Source organism: Streptomyces sp. NPDC054932 (genome assembly GCF_053610205.1).
Map to the genome: position 1 here is coordinate 1 of NZ_JBSGXU010000152.1, position 20,056 is coordinate 20,056.

Below are 20,056 nucleotides of genomic sequence, written 5' to 3' on the forward strand. Positions count from 1 at the left end.
CTATTTCTGTTGGGGTGGGGGGGTGATTTTTTTTATTATCACCCACCCCCCCCCCCCCCCGCCCCCGGCCGGGGGGGGGGCCCCCCCCCCCGGCCCCCCCTTCGCCGTTCGTCAGCGCCACGCCCGGACGTTCGTCCGTCCCGGGTCACGCTTGTGTCACAGAATATCTACAGCCGCAAATTGTTTACCGGACCGCGACACGCCCGGGGTGCGGACGGTTTGGAATTTGCGCCGGACACCGCGGAATTCATCTCCGGGATTGCCGTGACCCCCATGGTCCGGACCAGCTGAATCCGCCTCGGGTCCGCTACATTTCCTTCACTTCTCCTGTGTCCACGGCCCTTGCCAGGAGATCCCGCGCGGCCCTGATGCGATCCGTCAGCTCCGCCGGTTCGACCACTTCGAACTCACAGCCGAGCATCATGATGTGAATCACCAGAACGTCCAGGCTGACCGCCCCGGTCCGCAGCAGGCAGCTCTGCCCGTCGACCGGTTCCAGGACCCCGTCGCTCGGCCCGACGATCCGCGCCGCGTCCTGCTCCGGCATCTTGAGCCGCACCACCGCGCGGGCCGCGTACACCCGCCGCGACACGCCCTCGGAGACGTACGCGGCGAGGTCCTCGGCGGGCGCCGGGCGCGGGGTGAACCGCGGTCCGTGCGGCGGCCTGGGCTCGATCCGGTCCGCGCGGAAGGTCCGCCACCCCTCCCGGTCCAGATCCCAGGCGACCAGGTACCAGCGGCGCTCGGTGCACACCAGCCGGTGCGGTTCGACGGTGCGGCGGCTGACGTTGCCCTCGTGGTCGCGGTACCCGAAGCGCAGCCGCTCACCGTCCCGGCAGACCGAGGCCAGCTCGGTCAGCACCGAGGGGTCCACGGTGGACCGCTGCACCCCGCGCAGCATCGGCACGGTGAACTCGTTGAGCGCGGACACCCGGCGCCGCAGCCGCGACGGCAGCACCTGCTCCAGTTTCGCGAGGGCCCGTACGGAGGCCTCCCCGATGCCCTCGACCCCGTTCCCGGCGGCGGTCCGCAGCCCCACGGCGACGGCCACGGCCTCGTCGTCGTCCAGCAGCAGCGGCGGCAGCTCGGCCCCCGCCCCCAGCTGGTAGCCGCCGCCGGTACCGGGACTGGCGTTCACCGGATACCCGAGCTCCCGCAACCGGTCCACGTCGCGCCGGACCGTCCGCGCGGTGACCCCGAGCCGGTCCGCGAGATCGGCCCCGGTCCATTCGCGGTGGGCCTGCAGCAGGGACAGCAGGCGCAGCAGTCGTGCGGAGGTATCGAGCATCCCCCGAGTCTGCCAGCGCGCCGCGACCGGCCGGCCGTCAGCACAGCAGCGGGGGTGCCTCGGCGCCGCTGAGCTCGACGAGCTCGCAGAGGGTCTTGAGCGAGACCTTCCAGACCCCGTCCTCCAGGATCACGGTCCCCTTGCTGTCGGGCAGTGTCGTCTCGTCGCCGACGCGCAGGTCGTAGGTCACCTTGGCCTCGGTGGGCGAGGTGAAGGTGACGTCCGTGACCTTCACGGAGGTCTTCGCGGCTTCGGAACCGGCCGAGAAGCCGTCCAGCAGCAGCTCGAGCACGTCGCCGTGCTGCAGCAGTTCCGCCTTCTTCTCGGTCGGGGTCTTCGGGTCGAAGAAGGCCGTCCAGTTCTTCTCGATCTGCTCCTTGGCCGCCTCGGGGTCCGCGGGTCCGTCCACTGCAGGCACGATCAGGACCACGGCGGACGATGGGCCCGGGGCCCCCGCCGCCACCGCGTTCGAGGACCACCCCACGGCGGCCGGTACGGCCAGCAGGACCGCCGCCGCCGTGCAAGCCGCGGCACGTGAGGATGCGCGCGGGTGTCTGCTCTGGACCATCTGGCTCACCACCGGGTGTCCGAGCGAGCCGTTCGGCTCGTCGCTTCCAGGGTCAGCGCCTTCACGGCATCGCGCAACGCGCGAACGGTCCCGGCGGACCGGTCAGCGGGGCGGGGAAGGCGGCGGCGCGGCCGGAGTGGCCGTCGGAGCGGTGACCGGCGGCGGCGCGGCCGGCACCGGCGCCGGACCGGCCGGAACCGGTTCCGGGGCGGCGGGTGCCGGTTTCGGGGCGGCGGGCAACGGGCCGACGGGCTCCGGGGCGGGGAGGGCCAGCAGCATGCCGACCGCGATGGCCTCCGGCCGCGGCCCGATCAGCTCCCGGTTCGCCTCGTGGAGCGCCCGCCACCCGCCCCGGATCCGGTGCTTGCGGGCGATCGAGACCAGGGTGTCGCCGTCCCGTACCGTGTGCATCCGCCCGGCCAGCCCGTACCGCTTGGAGCACACCGGCCACGCGTTCCACCCCTGGGTGGCGAGGACGTCCTCCGCGACCCGGATCTGCTGTTCGCGGCCGGCCAGGTCGGCCCGCTTCGCGAACGCCAGCCCGCCGTACTCCTCCCACGTCGGCTGCCAGAACTGCAGCCCCCCGTAGAAGCCGTTGCCCGTGTTCACCGACCACCGGCCGCCGCTCTCGCAGTCGGCCACGCAGTCCCAGGGCCACTCGCCGCCCGGCCCGCAGTCCCCCGGCCCGCTCCCGATCACACCCGGCGAGCCGGGGTGCGCCGCCCCCGCCGGACCGGGCGCCGGTGGCGGCGGAGCCTCGGTCGCGACGGCGCGCGGCAGTACGAGGGAGAGCACGGAGGCGGCGACGACGGCGGCGCAGGCGGCGGCCCTACGGGTCCGGAGGCTGGGCATCGGGTCACGCTACGCAGCCACCCGCGGCCCCCTCCGGCCCGCCACGCGGCAGGTCATCCGGCCCCACCCGGTCGGCCGACCGCCCCCGCCGACCGAAACGACCACACTCGGGCATCAACTGCGCACAACCGGGAAAGAGTTGGCATGAAAACGAAGCTCCGGTCGGACGGTTCACCCTTCCGGGGGCCCGGTTCGAATCCGTTCCCTCAAATGGCGTGACCCCGGCCGCCGCTGCGCCGTTGAGCCCGGCGAGCCGGGAGCCTCCCGGACCCGCACCTATGCCGAGGAGCCACCCCGTGCCGCGCATGCTCGACGTCAGTGATGAGGTACGTGCCGAGATCGGTGACGAAGAAGCCGACAGGCTGCTCGTCGGCGACGACGCGCCGCGCAGTTACGACTGCACCTCCTGCCGCACTCCGGGCGACCCCGAGAACGACCGCACCAGCACGGTGCTGTTCGTCGGCGAGGAGACCGCCGTCCTCGCCTTCGCCCACGCCACCTGCATCCCCTCGCAGGTCGTCTCGGTCTCCGAGGAGCAGCTCCAGGGCGCCGTCCGCAGCATCACCGGCGACAGCCCGGCCGCCGCCGGCGGCGCCGGCGCCGCCCCGCAGAACGTCCCCGGCGGCCAGGCCGTCCTCGGCATCACCAGCGGCCTGATCCTGATCGGCGGCGAGCTGCACCCCGCCCTGGTGGTCGAGCCGACCGCGCCGATCGCCCGTCCCGGCAGCGACGGCCCCGGTGACGACTTCCTGCCGCTCCTCATCGAGCAGGGCTTCATCCCGGTCACCGACACCTCCGAGGTCCCCACCCTCCTCAGCGGCTGGTCCGTCCTGCTCGCCGCGGGCCAGCTGCACGCCGTACTGCAGCCGGGGCCCGAGGGCGGCCAGGTCGCCTGGTGGCAGGCGCACCAGGCGCTGTCGGTCACCGACGGCTGGCGGACCGCCGTCAACAAGACCCAGCGCGTGCTCATCTACGCCGCCCCGGTCGGCTCCATCGGCCAGCAGCCCCGTGAGGACCTGCTGCGCGACGCGCTCGACAAGGCCGCCGCCGCGGGCAAGCTCGTGGCCGCCGCGATGCCGCTGGCGGGTACGCCCGGCGCCTGATCCCGAGCCGGTACCGGAACGGCCGCCAGCCCCCTGCCGAGGGGGCCGGGCGGCGTGCGCCGGGGGTGTGCGGTCCGTCCCGCACACCCCCGGCGATCTGTGTTTCCGCCCCCGTCACCCCGCATCCGGAGAGCGTCGGTTTCGTTGGCTGGTACGTGCATTCATACGACTCCTCCCGCGCCCCGTCCTATCCGAGCAGCGTCCCCGCGATGCGTCCCGCACGGGACCGGGACGCCTCCCCGGCCGTCTCGCACACCCCGATCTACGACACGCTGTACTCGGAGTACCTGCGCGCCTTCCGGGCGCTGCCGGGCGACCGCTCGGGCGAGGAGGACCACGGGTTCACGTCCTTCTCGTACGGGGGCTCGTACACGGGCGGCAGCTCGTACGGCAGCGGCTGGAGCGGGGCGGGCTGGCAGCGGGTCGACAGCTGGCAGCCCTCGTACGCGCCGCAGCCCCAGCCCCATCCGCAGCCGGCGTACTCGTACGCGGGCAGCACCGGATATGCCGACGGGCGCCAGCAGCAGACCGGGATGACGCACATCCCGGCGGCCCTGCCGCCCGCTCCACGCCGGGGCTACTGACCGCCCCGCGAGGGTGGATCAGTGCTGGTCGAAGATGTAGCCGTGCCCTTCCCCGGCCGGGCAGGCAAAGATCCGGAAGTCGCCCCACCTGCCCACCGTGATTTCGGTGGTGTTGTCGCTGGCCACGGTGAACAGCAGGCGGCACGGGGCGCCGCAGGTCAGACACAGGATGGCGTAAGGGTCGGTCAGGTGCCAGGTGGGCCACCCGCCGAACTTGATCCCGGCCACACGGGTGATGACGTCGCCTCCGTCCCCGGTCGCCTCCACGTACTCCCCGACCGCCTTGACGAGCTCTTCGTCCGGCAGGGTCTGCGGGTAGGGGAAGTCGACGAGGGGTACCGGGGTGAGTGTGCAGGGGACCGGCGCGTATCCGTAGTCCGGGTCCTCCTGTCGTACGGGCAGCGGAGGCGACGCGAGTATGCGCGTCACCTCCGCGCTGCTGCGCCAGCGGACCTCCGCGACCGGGCTGACGTCGGCGTGCGGAGCCGGCGGATCCCAGTGCACGTTGGGGCACCACAGAAGCTGAAACACATCCTTGCCCTCAGGCCACCAGTCGCCCGGTGCGTCCTTCCGGTGGACCTGCGCGACGACCACCATGGCGGTCGCCGGTGTCCCGGAACCGGATTTCTCGTCCGGGACGTCGCAGCACGGCCACGCCTCGTCGGCCGGCCAGAGCAAGGGTCCACCCACGGAACTCTGGTGGACGGTCGGTTCCCCCCGTTCGGGAACCAGTACCACGGCCGGCAAGGCGTACGGTGCGAGTCCGGGCACGGAGGCGACGATGTCCTCCGCGGAGGGCCTGGCGTCGTAGAACAGATCCATGGCCGGAGATTAGCCAACCCCACCGACAGCGGCTCCGACCGGTCCGATGGAGCCCCGGGCCACGGCCTGACGGCCCACGGACGGCGCGGGACCCTGGGCAAGGGTCAAGCCCCCCACCTGCGGAGAAGATGCAGGTGGGGGGCTTGATCAGACTGGGGACTACTTCTTCTTCTTGTACTGGGCGCCGCGCTTCTCGCGCACCCGCACCGAGATGTGGATCGGGGTGCCCTCGAAGCCGAACTCCTCGCGCAGACGGCGCTCGATGAAGCGCCGGTAGCCGTGCTCCAGGAAGCCGGAGGCGAAGAGGACGAACCGCGGCGGCTTGCTGCCCGCCTGGGTACCGAACAGGATGCGGGGCTGCTTGCCGCCTCGGATCGGGTGCGGGTGGGCGGCGACGACCTCACCGAGGAAGGCGTTCAGCCGACCGGTGGGGACGCGCGTCTCCCAGCCCGCGAGGGCGGTCTCGATCGCCGGGACCAGCTTCTCCATGTGACGGCCGGTGAGCGCCGAGACGTTCACCCGGGGCGCCCAGGAGACCTGCTGCATCTCGGTCTCGATCTCGCGCTCGAGGTAGTAGCGGCGCTCCTCGTCGAGCTCGTCCCACTTGTTGTACGCGATCACGATCGCGCGGCCCGCCTCGACGGCCATCGTGATGATGCGCTGGTCCTGCACGCTGATGGTCTCGGTGGTGTCGATCAGGATCACCGCGACCTCCGCCTTCTCGACGGCGGCGGCCGTGCGCAGGGAGGCGTAGTAGTCGGCGCCCTGCTGCAGGTGCACCTTCTTGCGGATACCGGCGGTGTCGACGAACTTCCAGGTGATGCCGCCGAGTTCGATCAGCTCGTCGACCGGGTCGCGGGTGGTGCCGGCGAGCTCGTTGACGACGACGCGGTCCTCCTTCGCCACCTTGTTCAGGAGCGAGGACTTGCCGACGTTCGGGCGGCCGATCAGCGCGATGCGGCGCGGGCCGCCGGGGGCGGCGCCGCCGAAGGTCTGTGCGGGGGCCTCGGGCAGGGCCTCCAGGACGGCGTCGAGCATGTCGCCGGTGCCGCGGCCGTGCAGCGAGGAGACGGGGTGCGGCATGCCGAGGCCCAGCGACCACAGGGAGGCCGCGTCGGACTCGCCGCTCTGGCCGTCGACCTTGTTGGCGCACAGGACGACGGGCTTGCCCGCCTTGCGCAGCAGGCGTACGACGGCCTCGTCGGTGTCGGTGGAGCCGACCTTGGCGTCGACGACGAAGACGACCGCGTCGGCGGCCTCGATGGCGTACTCGGCCTGGGCGGCGACGGAGGCGTCGATGCCGAGGACGTCCTGCTCCCAGCCGCCGGTGTCGACGACCTTGAAGCGGCGGCCGGCCCACTCGGCCTCGTAGGTGACGCGGTCGCGGGTGACGCCGGGCTTGTCCTCGACGACCGCCTCGCGGCGGCCGATGATGCGGTTCACCAGGGTCGACTTGCCGACATTGGGGCGGCCGACGACGGCGAGGACGGGCAGCGGGCCGTGGCCGGCCTCCTCGATCGCGCCTTCGACCTCTTCGATGTCGAAGCCTTCTTCCGCGGCGAGCTCCATGAACTCCGCGTACTCGGCATCGCCAAGTGCTCCGTGGTCGTGCTGGTCGTTCATGAAGTCCGTTCCTCGTCGTTCGTGGTGATCGGTGGTACCCGCGCAGCGCGGTTCCACTACTGGTTTCAAGTCTCGCTCAGCGCCCGGTGAGGCGCTTGGCATCGGCCAGGTGGGCGGTCAGCCGGTCCTGGATGCGTACGGTGGCCTCGTCCAGCGCGGTACGGGTACGGCGGCCACTGCCGTCCCCCGCGTCGAAGGCCGAGCCGAAGACGACGTCGACCCGGCTCCCCAGGGCCGGCAGGCCCTTGACGACCCGCCCGGGGGTGTCCCCGCTGCCCAGGACGGCGACGGGCACGATGGGTGCGCCGCTGCGGACCGCGAAGTAGGCGAGGCCCGCGCGCAGCGAGGCGAAGTCGCCCTCGCCCCGGGTGCCCTCGGGAAATATCCCCAGGGCCCCTCCATTGTCGAGCACGCCGAGGGCGCGGCCTATCGCCGTCCGGTCGGGGCCGCCGCGGTCGACCTTGACCTGGCCGATCCCGTCGAGGAAGGGGCCGAGCGGGCCCACGTACGCTTCCTTCTTGATCAGGAAGTGCAGCGGCCTGGGCGCGGTGCCCATCACCATGGGGCCGTCGATGTTGTGCGAGTGGTTCACGGCGAGGATGACGGGGCCCGAGGCGGGCACCTTCCAGGCCCCCAGTACGCGCGGCTTCCAGAGCCCGTACATGAGCCCGATGCCGATGCGCCTGCCGACCGCCGCACCCTTGAGGGAGGGCGCTTCGCTCACTTGCGGCCCGCCCGCTTCTCTTCCACGAGCGTGACGACGCACTCGATCACCTGGTCGAGCGTGAGTTCGGTGGTGTCGACCTCGTCGGCGTCGTCGGCCTTGGCCAGCGGGGAGGTCTTGCGGCCGGAGTCGGCCGCGTCGCGCTTGATCAGCGCCTCCTTGGTGGCCGCGAGGTCGACGGCCTCCTTGCCGCGGAGCTCGCCGCTGCGCCGGGCGGCGCGCGCCTCGGCGGAGGCGGTCAGGAAGATCTTGAGGTCGGCGTCGGGCAGCACGGTGGTGCCGATGTCCCGGCCCTCGACGACGATGCCGTCGGCCTCCCGGGCCGCCTCGGCGGCGATGGAGCGCTGCAGCTCGGTGATCAGGCTGCGCACCTCGGGGACGGCGCTGACGGCGCTGACCTTCGAGGTGACCTCCTGGGTCCGGATGGGGCCCGCGGCGTCGAGGCCGTCCACGGTGATGGTGGGCGCGGCCGGGTCGGTGCCGGACACGATGGTGGGCTTGCCCGCGGCGACCGCGACGGCCTGCGGGTCGTCGGTGTCGACGCCGTTGGTGATCATCCACCAGGTGATGGCCCGGTACTGGGCGCCGGTGTCCAGGTAGCGAAGCCCGAGCTTGGCGGCCACGGCCTTGGAGGTGCTGGACTTGCCCGTGCCGGAGGGACCGTCGATGGCGACGATCACGGCGGACGGAGCTGCGGTTTCCACGGTGCGGGCACCTTCCTGGTTGCGCGTACGTGTCCGGGCGCGGCAAAGCGCCCCTCCCCAAGGTTACCGGCCCCGGGCGGCCCCCGTCCCCGCCGTGCGTTCCGGGGGCCGGCGGACCCCGGGGAGGGGTCTGCCGATCGGCGCTACTGCTGGCGCAGTGCCCAGCCCCGCTCGCGCAGCTCGGCGGTCAGGCCGGCCACCGCCCGCGGCTCCACCATGAGCTGGACCAGGCCAGCCTGCTGGCCCGTCGCGTGCTCGATGCGCACGTCCTCGATGTTGACCCCGGCCCGCCCCGCGTCGGCGAAGATCCGTGCGAGCTCACCGGGCTGGTCGCTGATGAGCACGGCCACCGTCTCGTAGACCGTGGGCGCAGCGCCGTGCTTGCCGGGCACCCGGACCCGGCCGGCGTTCCCGCGCCGCAGCACGTCCTCGATGCCCGCGGCGCCGCCGCGCCGCTTCTCCACGTCGGCGGACTGCAGGCCGCGCAGTGCCTCCACGGTCTCCTCCAGGTCGGCCGCGATCCCGGCGAGGACGTCGGCGACCGGTCCCGGGTTGGCCGAGAGGATCTCCACCCACATCCGGGGGTCGGAGGCCGCGATCCGGGTCACGTCGCGGATGCCCTGCCCGCACAGCCGCACCGCCGACTCGTCCGCCTCCTCCAGCCGGGCCGCGACCATGCTGGAGACCAGCTGCGGGGTGTGCGAGACGAGCGCCACCGCCCGGTCGTGGGCGTCGGCGTCCATCACCACGGGTACGGCCCGGGAAAGGGCCACCAGCTCCAGCGCGAGGTTGAGCACCTCGTGGTCCGTGTCCCGGGTGGGGGTCAGCACCCACGGACGGCCCTCGAAGAGGTCCGCGGTGGCGGCGAGCGGTCCGGACTGCTCCTTGCCGGCCATCGGGTGCGTCCCGATGTAGGCGGTGACGTCCACGCCGAGGGCCGCGAGCTCCCGCCGCGGTCCGCCCTTGACGCTGGCCACGTCCACGTAGGCGCGCGCGGCCCCGCGCCCGATCAGGTCGGCCAGGGTCGCGGCCACGTGGGCCGGGGGTACGGCGACGATCGCGAGGTCGACCCGGTCCTGGGGGGCCTCGTCGGTCCCGGCTCCGAGGGCGGCCGCCGTACGGGCCCGGTCCGGGTCGTGGTCGACGAGGTGGACGGTGATCCCCCGGGCGGACAGGGCGAGCGCCGCGGAGGTGCCGATCAGTCCGGTTCCGATGACGACGGCGGTTCTCACGAGGCACTCCAGGGTTGCGAAAGGCGAGCTGACGGACTGTCCGGCCAGGGTAACCAGCCCCTGCGGCACGAGGGCCCGACCGCCCATCCCGTGGGACGGCGGCCGGGCCCTCGGGCGCTGATGCCGGGTGGTCAGATGTTCTGCGCGCGGATGATGTCCTCCAGCGAACCGGTCTGGAGCTGTCCCTGCGGGCTCAGCCTGTCGACGGCCGTCGGCAGGGCCCGGGCGATCTCGTCCGCGGCCTGCTCCGGGCTGACGCCGGCCTGCGCGGCCGCCTTCTGCAGGGCCTCGTCCGGCAGCGCCTCGGCGATCTGGGAGCCGCTGACCGGCTGGTTGTCCCCGGTGCCGATCCAGGACTGGGCCTGGTCGGCCAGGCCCGACCTGGTCAGCATGTCCATCAGCCCGCCGAGCGGGTTGCCCCCGCCGGCCCGGGCGCCGCTCGCGCCGCCGCCCATGAGGGCGCCGAGCAGCGCACCGAGGATGTCGCCGGCGCCACCGCTCCCGCCCCCGCCCTGGGCGCCACCACCGCTGCCGCCCAGGAGGCCGCCGAGAAGAGAGCCGAGGTCGTTACCCGCCATCGTGATGCCTTTCGAAGGGGGACCGGGCCGCGCGCTCAGCGTCGTACCCGGCTTCGAGACACGGACAATGTCACTCATACCGGAGCATGCCGCCACCTGGCGCACACGCCCGCTCCCCCTGGGGTAGAACGATCGTCATGATCTTCCACATCGTCCCGCTCGCCGACTGGACCGCCGAGCCCGAGGTCCCGTACGCCCCGCCCTCGCTGGAGGCCGAGGGCTTCGTCCACTGTTCGGCGGACCGGCCCACGGCACTGGCGATCGCCGACGCGCACTACCGGGCGGTACCCGGGATCCTGCTCGCGGTGGAGCTCGACGAGGGCGCGCTGACCGCCGAGGTCCGCCGGGAGAGTGATTCCGGCGGCCGCTACCCGCATGTCCACGGCCCGCTGAACCGGGAAGCCGTGATCCACGTGTGGGAGGTCGTACGCACACCCGGCAGCCCTGCCTCACTGGCCCCATGGGAACCGGGCCGATGAACCGGCGCGGCAGGCTTCACCTGAGGCCCGCCGCAGGCCAGGATGCTGCACGCCATCCGGCCACGAAGCGAGGAGAGACTCATGAGCGACCTCACGCACACCGCCCGGCGCACGGTACTGACGATCGGCGCGGCCGCCCTGACCGGCGGTGCGATCACCGCCTGCGGCGGCGGCGGCGAAAAGGCATCCCCGGGGGAACCGGACGCCGCGGCCACTCCGCCGGCCGCCCCGGCCCCCGCCACCTCGGAGGCCGCGGCGGCGGCCGACAAGCCCCTCACCAAGAAGGCGGACGTACCGGTGGGGGGCGGCAAGGTCTTCAAGGAGGAGAAGGTCGTCGTCACCCAGCCCAAGGCCGGCACCTTCAAATGCTTCACGGCGGTCTGCCCCCACCAGGGCTGCCTGGTCAACAAGGTGGAGAACGGCAGCATCGACTGCCCCTGCCACAACAGCAAGTTCGCGATCGCCGACGGCGCGGTGACCAAGGGGCCTGCCACCAAGGGGCTGGCCGAGAAGAAGATCAAGGTTGCGGCGGACGGCAATATCTCGCTCGCATAGCAGCAGGTCAGGCGCCTACGCTCCCCAGATGGACGATCTGACGCTGGTACGGGACCACACGGTGTACCGGTGCGTGATGGGCTCCCGGGCGTTCGGGCTGGCGACGGAGGCGAGCGACACCGACCGACGCGGTGTCTACCTCGCCCCGACGCCGCTGTTCTGGCGTTTCGAGAAGCCCCCCACGCACGTGGAGGGCCCGCGGGACGAGGAGTTCTCCTGGGAGCTGGAGCGCTTCTGCGAACTCGCCCTGCGGGCCAACCCGAACATCCTGGAGTGCCTGCACTCCCCCCTGGTGGAGGAGGTCACCCCGGTCGGCGAGGAACTGCTCTCGCTGCGCGGGGCCTTCCTCTCCCGCCGGGCCCACACCAGCTTCAGCCGGTACGCGGCCTCCCAGCGCGGCAAACTCCTCGCGGACGTCCGTGTCCACGGCGCCCCGCGCTGGAAGCACGCCATGCACCTGCTGCGCCTGCTGCTGTCCTGCCGCGACCTGCTGCGCACCGGCCGCCTCACCATCGACGCCGGACCGCACCGCGACCGCCTCCTCGCGGTCCGCCGCGGGGAGCTCACCTGGGAGGAGGTCGACGCCTGGATGACCCGTCTGCAGGAGGAGACGGAGGCGGCCCTGGCCACCACGGTCCTGCCCGAGGAGCCCGACCACGCCCGCGTGGAGGACTTCCTGGTGCGCACCCGCCGCGCGTCAGCCCAGTAGCTCGCGCCGCCGTACGACGAACTCGTCGAGCGCGTCGTACGCCGACCCCTGCTCGGGCAGCGCCGAACCGGACTGCGCCAGGTCCAGCACCGCGTGCAGCGCTTCGAAGTCCTCCCGCACCCGGTCGGTGCCGGGGCCCTCGTAGCCCCCGTGCTCGGCGGCCACCTTGGCCTCGATGAGGTCGGCGAGGTACCCGGGCGCCTCCGGCACCTCGGCCACCAGGGTCGGCAGGTGCGCCTGCACCTCGGCCGACCGCATGAGGTGGATGCCGGTGAGCAGGGCCCGGAACGCGTAGAGCAGCGGTTTGAGTTCGGCGGTCTTCCCGAAGAGCCGCCACTGCGTATTGGCGAACCCCCGGTAGTGGTGCGCGTGGTGGGAGGTCAGCACGCCCGGGGCCAGCGCGATCAGCTCCTCGTGCGCCGGCGTCGTGTGGACCACGAGCGGGGAGAGCAGCTGCTCCAGGACGTAGCCGTTGCGGTTGAGCATCAGGCGGACGAACTTGCGCAGGTCGTGCGTGACGAGGTCCATCTCCACGTCGTCCCGGTCCCACATCCGGGTACGGGTCTCCTCCGGATCGCGCAGGCCGAGCAGGGCCCGCGCCGGGAGCAGGTGGGCGCCGCGCAGGTCGATGTCGGAGTCCCGGGACGGGAAGCCGTACAGGTGCGCGCCCGAGACCGTGGCGAAGAGCAGCGGGTCGGGCTGCTCGGCCACGACGGGGGTCAGGTCGATACTCAGTGCGTCCAGCATGGATCAAGCATCCCAGAGGGTGCCGAAGGCCAGGAGTTCGTCCCGGTACTCGATGCGGCCCTCCCACTCGCGGGGCCAGACCTCCGCGCCGAGGTGGGCTCCGGCGAAGGCGCCGGCGAGGCAGGCGATGGAGTCGGAGTCGCCGCGCGTGCAGGCGGCCCGGCGCAGCGCCGCCAGCGGCTCGTCGGGGAAGAGCAGGAAGCAGTGCAGGGCGGTGGCGAGGGCTTCCTCGGCGATCCAGCCGTCACCCGTGGCCAGGCAGGGGTCGGTCTCCGGGGAGGGGGACCGCAGGGCGGCCGCCAGCCGGTCCAGGACCGCCAGGCAGTCGTCCCAGCCGCGGGCCATGAAGGACTCCGGGGAGGCGTCGGACGCGGTCCGCATCCACAGGTCGCCGAGCCAGCGCTCGTGGTAGCGGGTGCGGTTCTCCAGGGCGTACGAGCGCAGCCGTCCGACGAGCCCCGTCACCTCGGTGCCCTCTGCCAGCAGGTACACCGCCCGCGCGGTCAGGTCGGAGGCGGCGAGCGCCGTGGGGTGCCCGTGGGTGAGGGCGGACTGGAGCTGCGCGGCGCCGGCCCGCTCCTCCTCGGTCCAGTCCGGCACGAGTCCGACCGGGACCACGCGCATGTTGGCGCCGCAGCCCTTGGAGCCGATCTGGCTGGCGTCGCGCCAGTCCCGTTCCGGGGTGTCCAGCAGCCGGCAGGCCGTCATGCAGGTGCGGCCGGGGGCCCGGTTGTTCTCCGGGGAGTGGTACCAGTCGACGAACTCCTCCCGGACCGGACGGGTCAGGCGCAGCGGGCCCACCGGGCCCCGCTCCGCCGCCGTGCGGATGCCGCGGGCCAGGGCGAGGGTCATCTGGGTGTCGTCGGTGACGATCGCCGGGCGCGGGAGGCCCATCTCGCGCCAGGGACCCGTCTTGGCCAGGATCGACGGCACGTCGTTGAACTCGGTCGGGAAGCCGAGGGCATCGCCCAGGGCCAGGCCGATCATGGCGCCCGTCGCGGCTCGCTTGGTCATCGGGTGGTTCCTTCCGGTCGCAGCAGGGGTGGGTGGAGGGCGGTCGCCGGGCCGGGCCGGTAGAGGGCGGCCGGTTTGCCCCGGCCGCCGGTCAGCCGGGCGGCTCCCGGTACGGCCTCGACGAAGCCCGGGGTCGCCAGGACCTTGCGGCGGAAGTTGGGGCGGTCGAGGGTGGTGTTCCAGACGGTCTCGTAGACCGCCTGCAGCTCCCCGAGGGTGAACTCGGGCGGGCAGAAGCCGGTGGCCAGGCAGGTGTACTCCAGCTTGGCGCCGATCCGCTCGCGCGCGTCCGCCAGGATCACCGCGTGGTCGAAGGCCAGTTCCGAGACCTCCTCCAGCGCCAGCCAGCGGGCCTGCGCCGCGTCCCCGCCGCCCTCGGCCGCCGGTTCGGGCAGGTCCGGTACGAGTGCGGTGAAGGCCACCGAGACCACCCGCATCCGGGGGTCCCGGTCCGGCTCGCTGTAGGTGCGCAGCTGCTCCAGGTGGAGCGCCGCGACGAGCCGCTCCGACAGGCCGGTCTCCTCGGCCAGTTCGCGCCGGGCGGCGGTCTCGGCGGACTCCCGCGGCAGGACGAACCCGCCGGGCAGCGCCCAGGCCCCGGCGTACGGCTGCTGCCCGCGCCGGATCAGCAGGACGTGCAGGGTTCCGCCGCGCACGGTGAACACCGCAAGGTCGACGGTCACCGCGAACGGCTCGAAGGCGTGCGGGTCATAGCCGGCGGTCATCGGTTCTCCGGAAGGGGGTCGGTGAAGTGCCAGCCCTCGGCCAGCAGCTCGTCCACGGCCCGGGCGGCCGTTTCCAGCCGGGCCTCCCGGTTCCCGCGCACGACGAGGAAACGCCTCCCCGTGCGCTCCAGTTCCGCCCGGAACCGCTCGGTCATCCAGGGCCGCAGGTGCTCCCCGTCCCGCAGTCCGTCGTCCTCGAAGGGCACGTCGGCGTGGTCGGTGAGCAGGTACAGGTCCCGCCGGGTGAGGTCGGCGATCCGCTCGACCTCCGCGTTGCGGCCGCCCATGTACCGCTCGTGCCAGATCCCGGTCGCGAAGGAGTCGGTGTCGCAGAACAGCACCGGGGAGCCGAGCCGGGCCGCGTGCTCCTCGTCCGCGTCCTGGTGGCGCGCGATCACCGGGAACTCCTGCGAGGTGAAGGACACGTCCGCCCAGGAGGCCGCCGGGTCGGCCGCGCGGGCCGCCGCGAGCTTCTCCTCGCTGTACCGGCGGCCGTACTCGGCGACCCAGCCCGTCCTGGCCCAGACGCCGCCGCGCCGCCGGTAGTGGTCCGCCAGGGCCCGCGACAGCGTGGTGGTCCCGGTGGACTCGGCGCCCAGGACGACGACCCGCCGGGTCAGCGCGGCGCGCACGGCCGGCCCGAGGAACTCCCAGGAGCCGACGGGATCCTTGCGCACCGCCGTCCCGGACACCGGGAACAGCGTCCGCTCCCGGTCCACCAGGACCTCCTCGGCGCCGAACCGCCGGGCGAGCTCGCTCCCGTACTCCTCCGAGGTGAAGACGGCGTCCACCCGTCCGGGGACCGCGCCGCGGAAGACCGCCATGTGCGCCTCCCAGACCGCCGGGTCGTTCAGGTCGACGGGGATGTCGTCGACCGCGCCGACGACGTGGGCCCCGGGGTGCGCCTCGCGCATCCAGGCGACCCGGTCGGCGAGCGGGACCGACTCCACCGAGGCCGCGCAAACCAGCACGGTCAGCCGCTCGCACTGGTCCTGGGCGGTGCGCACGAGGTGGTGGTGCCCGGCGTGCGGCGGGTAGAACTTGCCGAGGACCAGGCCGTGCCCGTGCCGCCTCATGCCGTCGCTCCCGCGGCCGTACGGAGGTCCCGCGCGGGCAGGGCGCGCCGCCAGCCGATGAGCCCGGCCACGCACAGGACGAGGAAGCCCGCGTAGAGCGCGGAGGTCAGGTAGAGCCCCTTGTGGGCGTAGAGCGGGATGTAGATGAGGTCGGCCGCGATCCACAGCCACCAGGACTCGACGAGCTTGCGGCACTGCCCGTAGGTGGCGACGAGCGAGAGCCCGGTGGTGGCCGCGTCCCAGAACGGGACGGTGGAGTCGGTGGCCCGGCTCAGCAGCAGCGTGAGCCCGAGCACCCCCACCGCCCCCGCCGCGGCGAGGGCGGCCCATTCGGTGCGCGTGGTGCGGCGCACCGGCAGGGCCTCGGCGGTTCCTGGTCCACCCCCGTGGGTCCAGGACCACCAGCCGTACGCGGCGAGGGCGATGAAGACGATCTGGAGCCCGGCGTCGGCGTAGAGGCCGGCCTGGGCGAAGAGCACGATGAAGAAGACGTTGTTGGCGATGCCGATCGGCCAGTTGGCGACGTGCTGCCGGGCGACCAGCCAGACGCACAGGGCTCCGGTGGCGAAGCCGAGCACCTCGGTCCAGCTCATGGTCCAGCTCATGCCGACCCCCCTCACTCCCACTTAATGGTCAGCTTGACTATAAACAGGGATCGGGGTCCCCGACAAGCAGAAAACCCGCGGCGCCCTCCAGGGCACCGCGGGTTTTCCGGGAACGGACCGGCCGCCTGTACGGCGACCGGGACCGGTTGTTACAGACCGACCTCGCGCATCAGCATGCCGACCTCGGTGTTGGTCAGACGGCGCAGCCAGCCGGACTTCTGGTCGCCCAGCTCGATCGGGCCGAAGGAGGTCCGGACGAGCTTGTCGACGGGGAAGCCCGCCTCGGCCAGCATGCGGCGGACGATGTGCTTGCGACCCTCGTGGAGGGTGACCTCGACGAGGTAGTTCTTGCCGACCTGGTCGACGACGCGGAAGTTGTCGGCGCGGGCGTACCCGTCCTCCAGCTCGATGCCGTCCTTGAGCCGCTTGCCGATGTCGCGCGGCAGCGAGCCGGTGATCGCGGCCACGTACGTCTTCTGCACGCCGTACTTCGGGTGCGTGAGGCGGTGGGCCAGCTCGCCGTGGTTGGTGAGCAGGATGATGCCCTCGGTCTCGGTGTCGAGCCGGCCGACGTGGAAGAGACGGGTCTCGCGGTTGGTGACGTAGTCACCGAGGCACTGGCGGCCGTCCGGGTCCTCCATGGTGGAGACGACGCCTGCGGGCTTGTTCAGCGCGAAGAACAGGTACGACTGGGTGGCGACGGTCAGGCCGTCCACCTTGATCTCGTCCTTCGGCTGGACGCGCTTGCCCTGCTCCAGCACGATCTCGCCGTTGACCTCGACACGGGCCTGCTCGATGAGCTCCTCGCACGCGCGGCGCGAACCCATGCCGGCGCGGGCGAGCACCTTCTGCAGACGCTCACCCTCCTCCTCGGCACCCGGGAAGGTCTTCGGGGTCTTGATCACGGGCCTGTCGGCGTAGCGGTCGCGCACGCGCTCCTCGATCCGCGCGTCCAGCTCGCGCGGGCGGGACTGGCCGCTGCGGCTGCCCGGCCCGCTGCGCGGGCCGCCGGCGCCACCGATGCCGGGGGTCCTGGAGGTCCGGGGACCGCCCTTGGCGCCACCGCGCGCGGCAGCGCCGCGGGCACCGCCGCCGCCCGCCTTCGGGCCGCTGCGTCCGCTGCGCTCGCCCTCGGGGCCGACGTCGTAGCGGCGCTCCTCGGGACGCGGGTTGCGGATGCGGGGGGCCGGCTGGTCGCGGTCGCGCGAGTCCGAGCCGCCGCCCTGGTAGCCGCCACCGCCCTGGTAGCCGCCGCGGGAGCCGCCGGAGCTGCCACCGCGGTAACCGCCGGAGCCGCCGGAGCTGCCGGAGCTGCCGCCGCGGTAGCCACCGGAGCTGCCGCCACGGGATCCTCCGGAGCCGGAGCCGCCACCGCGGGAGCCGCCGCCGGAGCCGCTGCCACCGCCGGAGCCGCTCCCGCGGTAGCCACCGCCGCCGCTGGAGGAGCCGCCGCGGGAGTTACCGCGCCCGCCGCCACCGCCGCCGCCGCTGTTCCTGTTGCCGCCACCGTTGCCGTTGCCGCTGCTTCGCATCAAATGTCCGTCGTCTTGTCGTCTTCATCGGTATCCGGAGCATCCGGATCGAACGACGGCACACCTTCTTGCGTCTCGGCTTCGATCGCGTCCGCCTCGGGGAGGAAGGGCGCGAGCTCCGGGAGCTCGTCCAGGCCTCGCAGGCCCATCCGCTCCAGAAAGTAGTTCGTCGTCCTGTATAGGATCGCACCTGTTTCGGGTTCCGTCCCCGCCTCCTCCACCAGACCGCGCTGGAGGAGGGTCCGCATGACCCCGTCGCAGTTGACGCCGCGTACCGCCGAGACCCGCGACCGGCTCACCGGCTGGCGGTACGCGACGACCGCCAGGGTCTCCAGCGCCGCCTGCGTGAGCCGGGCCTGCTGGCCGTCCAGGACGAAGCCCTCCACGGCCGGCGCGTACTGCGCCCGGGTGTAGAACCGCCAGCCGCCGGCCACGAGCCGCAGCTCGAAGCCCCGGCGCGCGGCCGTGTACTCGTCGGCGAGCTCCCGCAGCGCCACCGCGACCTCGCGCGGGGTGCGCTCCAGCACCTTGGCCAGGTGCGCCTCGGTCGCCGGCTCGTCCACGACCATGAGGACGGCCTCCAGGGCCGGCTTCAGCTCCAGCGCGGCCACCGCGCTCACCTCGCCGCTCAATCCTTCGCCTCCACGATCCGGTCGAACTCGTCGGTCACGGTCGGCATGCCGTCGCCGTCCCCGCCGCTCCAGCGCACGGTGAGGGTCTGCAGGGCCTCCGCCTGGTCGAGGACCACCGCCTTCTCCCGGTAGAGCTCCAGCAGGGCCAGGAACCGCGCGACGACGGTGAGGGTGTCCCCGGCGTCCTCGGTGAGCTCCTGGAAGGTGGCCTCCCCCCGCGTCTTCAGCATCCGCACCACGAGCCCGGCCTGCTCGCGCACGCTGACGAGGGGGGCGTGGATGTGGTCCACGTACACCTGGGGCTCGGCCCTGGGCTGCATGGCCTTCACGGCGAGCCGGGCGAGCCCCTCCGGCCCGATGCTGATGACCACCTCGGGCAGCAGGTCGGCGTGGTGCGGCTCCAGCCCCACGGTCCGCGGGTACCGCCTGCCCTCGGCCTCCGCGCGCCGCTCGAAGATCTCGGCGATCTGCTTGTACGCGCGGTACTGGAGCAGGCGCGCGAAGAGCAGGTCCCGGGCCTCCAGCAGGGCCAGGTCCCCCTCGTCCTCGACCTCGGCGGCCGGCAGCAGCCGGGCCGCCTTCAGGTCGAGCAGGGTGGCCGCGACGACGAGGAACTCGGTCGTCTGGTCGAGGTCCCAGTCGGGCCCCATGGCCCGGATGTGCGCCATGAACTCGTCGGTGACCTTGGACAGCGCGACCTCGGTGACGTCGAGCTTGTGCCGCGAGATCAGCTGGAGCAGCAGGTCGAAGGGGCCCTCGAAGTTGGCGAGCCGCAGCGTGAACCGCCCGTCGCCTCCGGCGTGGCTCGCGGTGTCGGTGCCCTGGCCCGGATCACGCCCCGCCGCCTCACGGGCCCGCGGGGCGTGCGGGTGCGGAGCATCGGCCGAGCCCTCGGCTTCCCGGGCTTCGGCGTCCGGGACCTCGGCTTCCCGGGCTTCGGCGTCCGGGGCTTCGGCGTCCGGGGCCGGACCGGGCTCAGGATGCTCCTGCTGCCCGTCTGCGGGCCCGGGGGAACGTTCCGGCTCAGTACCGCCCGCCGACGGCGCGGGGCGCGCAGCGGGCGCCTCAGGGGCTTCGGGGCCCGCTCCGTCGTCCTGCGCGTCCGGTTGCCGGCCCGGGTCGGGGGCGCCGGGGCCGCGCCCCAGGACGCGCCGGGTCGGTCGGCCGGATTCGGCGGGGAAGGGCATCGCGGTCCAGGAGGTGCATGGGGGCGGCGTGGAGGACCGGGCGCCGTGGCCGCGGCCACCAGCAGCCTACGGGCTCCCCCGCACTCCCCGGTGGACCACCGCCCGGCACGGCGCCGCACCGCAGGACCGGCGCTCCCCCGCCCGTACGGGCCCCATGCGGGCGGCTCCCCGCGACGGGGCGGAGCTCCGGGGGGGCCGGGCCGCAGATCGCCCGGAGGCCCGGTCGCCGGGCGGACGCCCGCCGGGGCCCGGCTCCGGGAGCGCGCGCCGCGGGCCGAGCGGCGTGCAGGCGGCCCGGACGTGGCCCCGGGCGGCGGGAAGGCGGGCCGCAGGCCGAGCCAGGGCACGCGCGGCCCGAACGGGCCGGGGGGGCACCGGGGGGCACCGGGGGGCGGGCCCGCAGAACTCTCAGCGGCCGCGCAGGCGCCGTACGAGGATGCTCGCGTCACCGCGGGATTCGAGATCGGCGAGGACGACGGCCACCGCCTCACGGACGATGCGGCCCCGGTCCACCGCCAGCCCGTGCTCCCCGCGCAGCACCAGCCGCGCGTGTTCCAGGTCCATGAGCTCCTCGGCGGAGACGTAGACCGTGATCTTCTCGTCGTGCCGCTCGCGGCCGCTGGGGGGCCCGGTGGCGCCCCCGCCCAGGCCCTTGCCCCCGCGGCCCGCGCCGGGCCGGGCGGACCCCAAGCCGCCGACCCGCCCGGCACGACCTAG

Annotated in this window: 21 protein-coding genes and 2 pseudogenes; 5 read left to right on the forward strand and 18 right to left on the reverse strand. The window is 73.3% G+C overall.

Translation table 11 applies throughout. The features are described 5' to 3' along the window. Positions 1-334: 334 nt before the first annotated feature. The 3 genes and pseudogenes from ACWGE1_RS30570 to ACWGE1_RS30580 form a co-directional block, all read right to left on the reverse strand. Positions 335-1,288 (reverse strand): annotated as a pseudogene (locus ACWGE1_RS30570) (helix-turn-helix transcriptional regulator); the annotation flags it as partial. Positions 1,289-1,325: 37 nt separating this feature from the next. After that, a complete protein-coding gene (locus tag ACWGE1_RS30575) occupies positions 1,326-1,697 on the reverse strand; it encodes a hypothetical protein (RefSeq protein WP_453423701.1) in 372 nt (123 codons plus the stop codon). 261 nt (positions 1,698-1,958) lie between these two features. Then, positions 1,959-2,708: a transglycosylase family protein gene (locus tag ACWGE1_RS30580; RefSeq protein WP_453423702.1), complete on the reverse strand. Its 750-nt coding sequence runs from the start codon at positions 2,706-2,708 to the stop codon at positions 1,959-1,961. Between the two features lie 296 nt (positions 2,709-3,004). Between ACWGE1_RS30580 and ACWGE1_RS30585 the strand changes: the two genes are divergently transcribed. Next, positions 3,005-3,811 (forward strand): hypothetical protein, encoded by an 807-nt coding sequence (locus tag ACWGE1_RS30585; RefSeq protein ID WP_453423703.1) that lies wholly within the window; start codon positions 3,005-3,007, stop codon positions 3,809-3,811. A 209-nt stretch (positions 3,812-4,020) separates the two neighbouring features. Beyond that, positions 4,021-4,395: a hypothetical protein gene (locus tag ACWGE1_RS30590; RefSeq protein ID WP_453423704.1), complete on the forward strand. Its 375-nt coding sequence runs from the start codon at positions 4,021-4,023 to the stop codon at positions 4,393-4,395. Between the two features lie 18 nt (positions 4,396-4,413). Here the strand turns inward: ACWGE1_RS30590 and ACWGE1_RS30595 are convergent, their stop codons facing one another. The 6 genes from ACWGE1_RS30595 to ACWGE1_RS30620 all read right to left on the reverse strand — a co-directional run bounded on the left by ACWGE1_RS30595 (position 4,414) and on the right by ACWGE1_RS30620 (position 10,078). Next, on the reverse strand, positions 4,414-5,217 hold the full coding sequence (locus tag ACWGE1_RS30595) for a hypothetical protein (protein WP_453423705.1): 804 nt from the start codon (positions 5,215-5,217) through the stop codon (positions 4,414-4,416). A gap of 159 nt (positions 5,218-5,376) precedes the next feature. Next, positions 5,377-6,840 carry a ribosome biogenesis GTPase Der gene (gene der / locus ACWGE1_RS30600; protein WP_453423706.1) on the reverse strand — a complete coding sequence of 488 codons (1,464 nt, stop codon included), beginning with the start codon at positions 6,838-6,840 and terminating at the stop codon, positions 5,377-5,379. A 76-nt stretch (positions 6,841-6,916) separates the two neighbouring features. Beyond that, the gene (locus tag ACWGE1_RS30605; RefSeq protein ID WP_453423721.1) at positions 6,917-7,504 is read right to left on the reverse strand and encodes a lysophospholipid acyltransferase family protein; all 588 of its coding nucleotides are present in this window, start codon (positions 7,502-7,504) and stop codon (positions 6,917-6,919) included. A gap of 56 nt (positions 7,505-7,560) precedes the next feature. After that, positions 7,561-8,268: a (d)CMP kinase gene (gene cmk, locus ACWGE1_RS30610; protein ID WP_453423707.1), complete on the reverse strand. Its 708-nt coding sequence runs from the start codon at positions 8,266-8,268 to the stop codon at positions 7,561-7,563. A 143-nt stretch (positions 8,269-8,411) separates the two neighbouring features. Beyond that, the gene (locus ACWGE1_RS30615) at positions 8,412-9,500 is read right to left on the reverse strand and encodes a prephenate dehydrogenase (protein ID WP_453423708.1); all 1,089 of its coding nucleotides are present in this window, start codon (positions 9,498-9,500) and stop codon (positions 8,412-8,414) included. A 131-nt stretch (positions 9,501-9,631) separates the two neighbouring features. After that, positions 9,632-10,078, reverse strand: a complete 447-nt coding sequence (locus ACWGE1_RS30620; protein ID WP_453423709.1) for a YidB family protein — start codon at positions 10,076-10,078, stop codon at positions 9,632-9,634. Positions 10,079-10,215: 137 nt separating this feature from the next. Between ACWGE1_RS30620 and ACWGE1_RS30625 the strand changes: the two genes are divergently transcribed. The 3 genes from ACWGE1_RS30625 to ACWGE1_RS30635 all read left to right on the forward strand — a co-directional run bounded on the left by ACWGE1_RS30625 (position 10,216) and on the right by ACWGE1_RS30635 (position 11,821). Then, entirely contained in the window at positions 10,216-10,557 is a 342-nt protein-coding gene (locus tag ACWGE1_RS30625; RefSeq protein ID WP_453423710.1) for a DUF952 domain-containing protein, read from the forward strand. A gap of 81 nt (positions 10,558-10,638) precedes the next feature. Further along, on the forward strand, positions 10,639-11,112 hold the full coding sequence (locus ACWGE1_RS30630; RefSeq protein ID WP_453423711.1) for a Rieske (2Fe-2S) protein: 474 nt from the start codon (positions 10,639-10,641) through the stop codon (positions 11,110-11,112). A 28-nt stretch (positions 11,113-11,140) separates the two neighbouring features. After that, positions 11,141-11,821, forward strand: coding sequence for a nucleotidyltransferase domain-containing protein (locus ACWGE1_RS30635; RefSeq protein WP_453423712.1), 681 nt, complete (start codon positions 11,141-11,143; stop codon positions 11,819-11,821). On the opposite strand, the gene ACWGE1_RS30640 is transcribed toward ACWGE1_RS30635, so the two are convergent. The 9 genes and pseudogenes from ACWGE1_RS30640 to ACWGE1_RS30680 all read right to left on the reverse strand — a co-directional run. Beyond that, complete coding sequence (locus ACWGE1_RS30640) at positions 11,810-12,568, reverse strand: nucleotidyltransferase domain-containing protein (RefSeq protein ID WP_453423713.1); 759 nt, start codon at positions 12,566-12,568, stop codon at positions 11,810-11,812. The two genes, ACWGE1_RS30635 and ACWGE1_RS30640, sit on opposite strands and share 12 nt — an antisense overlap. 3 nt (positions 12,569-12,571) lie before the next feature. Next, positions 12,572-13,582, reverse strand: coding sequence for an ADP-ribosylglycohydrolase family protein (locus ACWGE1_RS30645; RefSeq protein WP_453423714.1), 1,011 nt, complete (start codon positions 13,580-13,582; stop codon positions 12,572-12,574). Next, the gene (locus tag ACWGE1_RS30650) at positions 13,579-14,307 is read right to left on the reverse strand and encodes an NUDIX hydrolase (protein ID WP_453423715.1); all 729 of its coding nucleotides are present in this window, start codon (positions 14,305-14,307) and stop codon (positions 13,579-13,581) included. The genes ACWGE1_RS30645 and ACWGE1_RS30650 overlap by 4 nt, the downstream gene beginning before the upstream one ends. Next, a complete protein-coding gene (locus tag ACWGE1_RS30655; RefSeq protein WP_453423716.1) occupies positions 14,304-15,383 on the reverse strand; it encodes an AAA family ATPase in 1,080 nt (359 codons plus the stop codon). Before ACWGE1_RS30655 ends, ACWGE1_RS30650 begins: the two co-directional genes overlap by 4 nt. Next, on the reverse strand, positions 15,380-15,988 hold the full coding sequence (gene pnuC, locus ACWGE1_RS30660) for a nicotinamide riboside transporter PnuC (protein WP_453423717.1): 609 nt from the start codon (positions 15,986-15,988) through the stop codon (positions 15,380-15,382). Before pnuC ends, ACWGE1_RS30655 begins: the two co-directional genes overlap by 4 nt. Positions 15,989-16,137: 149 nt before the next feature. After that, entirely contained in the window at positions 16,138-17,520 is a 1,383-nt protein-coding gene (locus ACWGE1_RS30665) for a pseudouridine synthase (RefSeq protein WP_453423718.1), read from the reverse strand. Next, positions 17,520-18,152: an SMC-Scp complex subunit ScpB gene (gene scpB, locus ACWGE1_RS30670; RefSeq protein WP_453423719.1), complete on the reverse strand. Its 633-nt coding sequence runs from the start codon at positions 18,150-18,152 to the stop codon at positions 17,520-17,522. Before scpB ends, ACWGE1_RS30665 begins: the two co-directional genes overlap by 1 nt. Then, the gene (locus ACWGE1_RS30675; protein WP_453423720.1) at positions 18,149-19,339 is read right to left on the reverse strand and encodes a segregation/condensation protein A; all 1,191 of its coding nucleotides are present in this window, start codon (positions 19,337-19,339) and stop codon (positions 18,149-18,151) included. The genes scpB and ACWGE1_RS30675 overlap by 4 nt, the downstream gene beginning before the upstream one ends. A 408-nt stretch (positions 19,340-19,747) precedes the next feature. Next, positions 19,748-20,056, reverse strand: a pseudogene (locus tag ACWGE1_RS30680) (hypothetical protein); the annotation flags it as partial.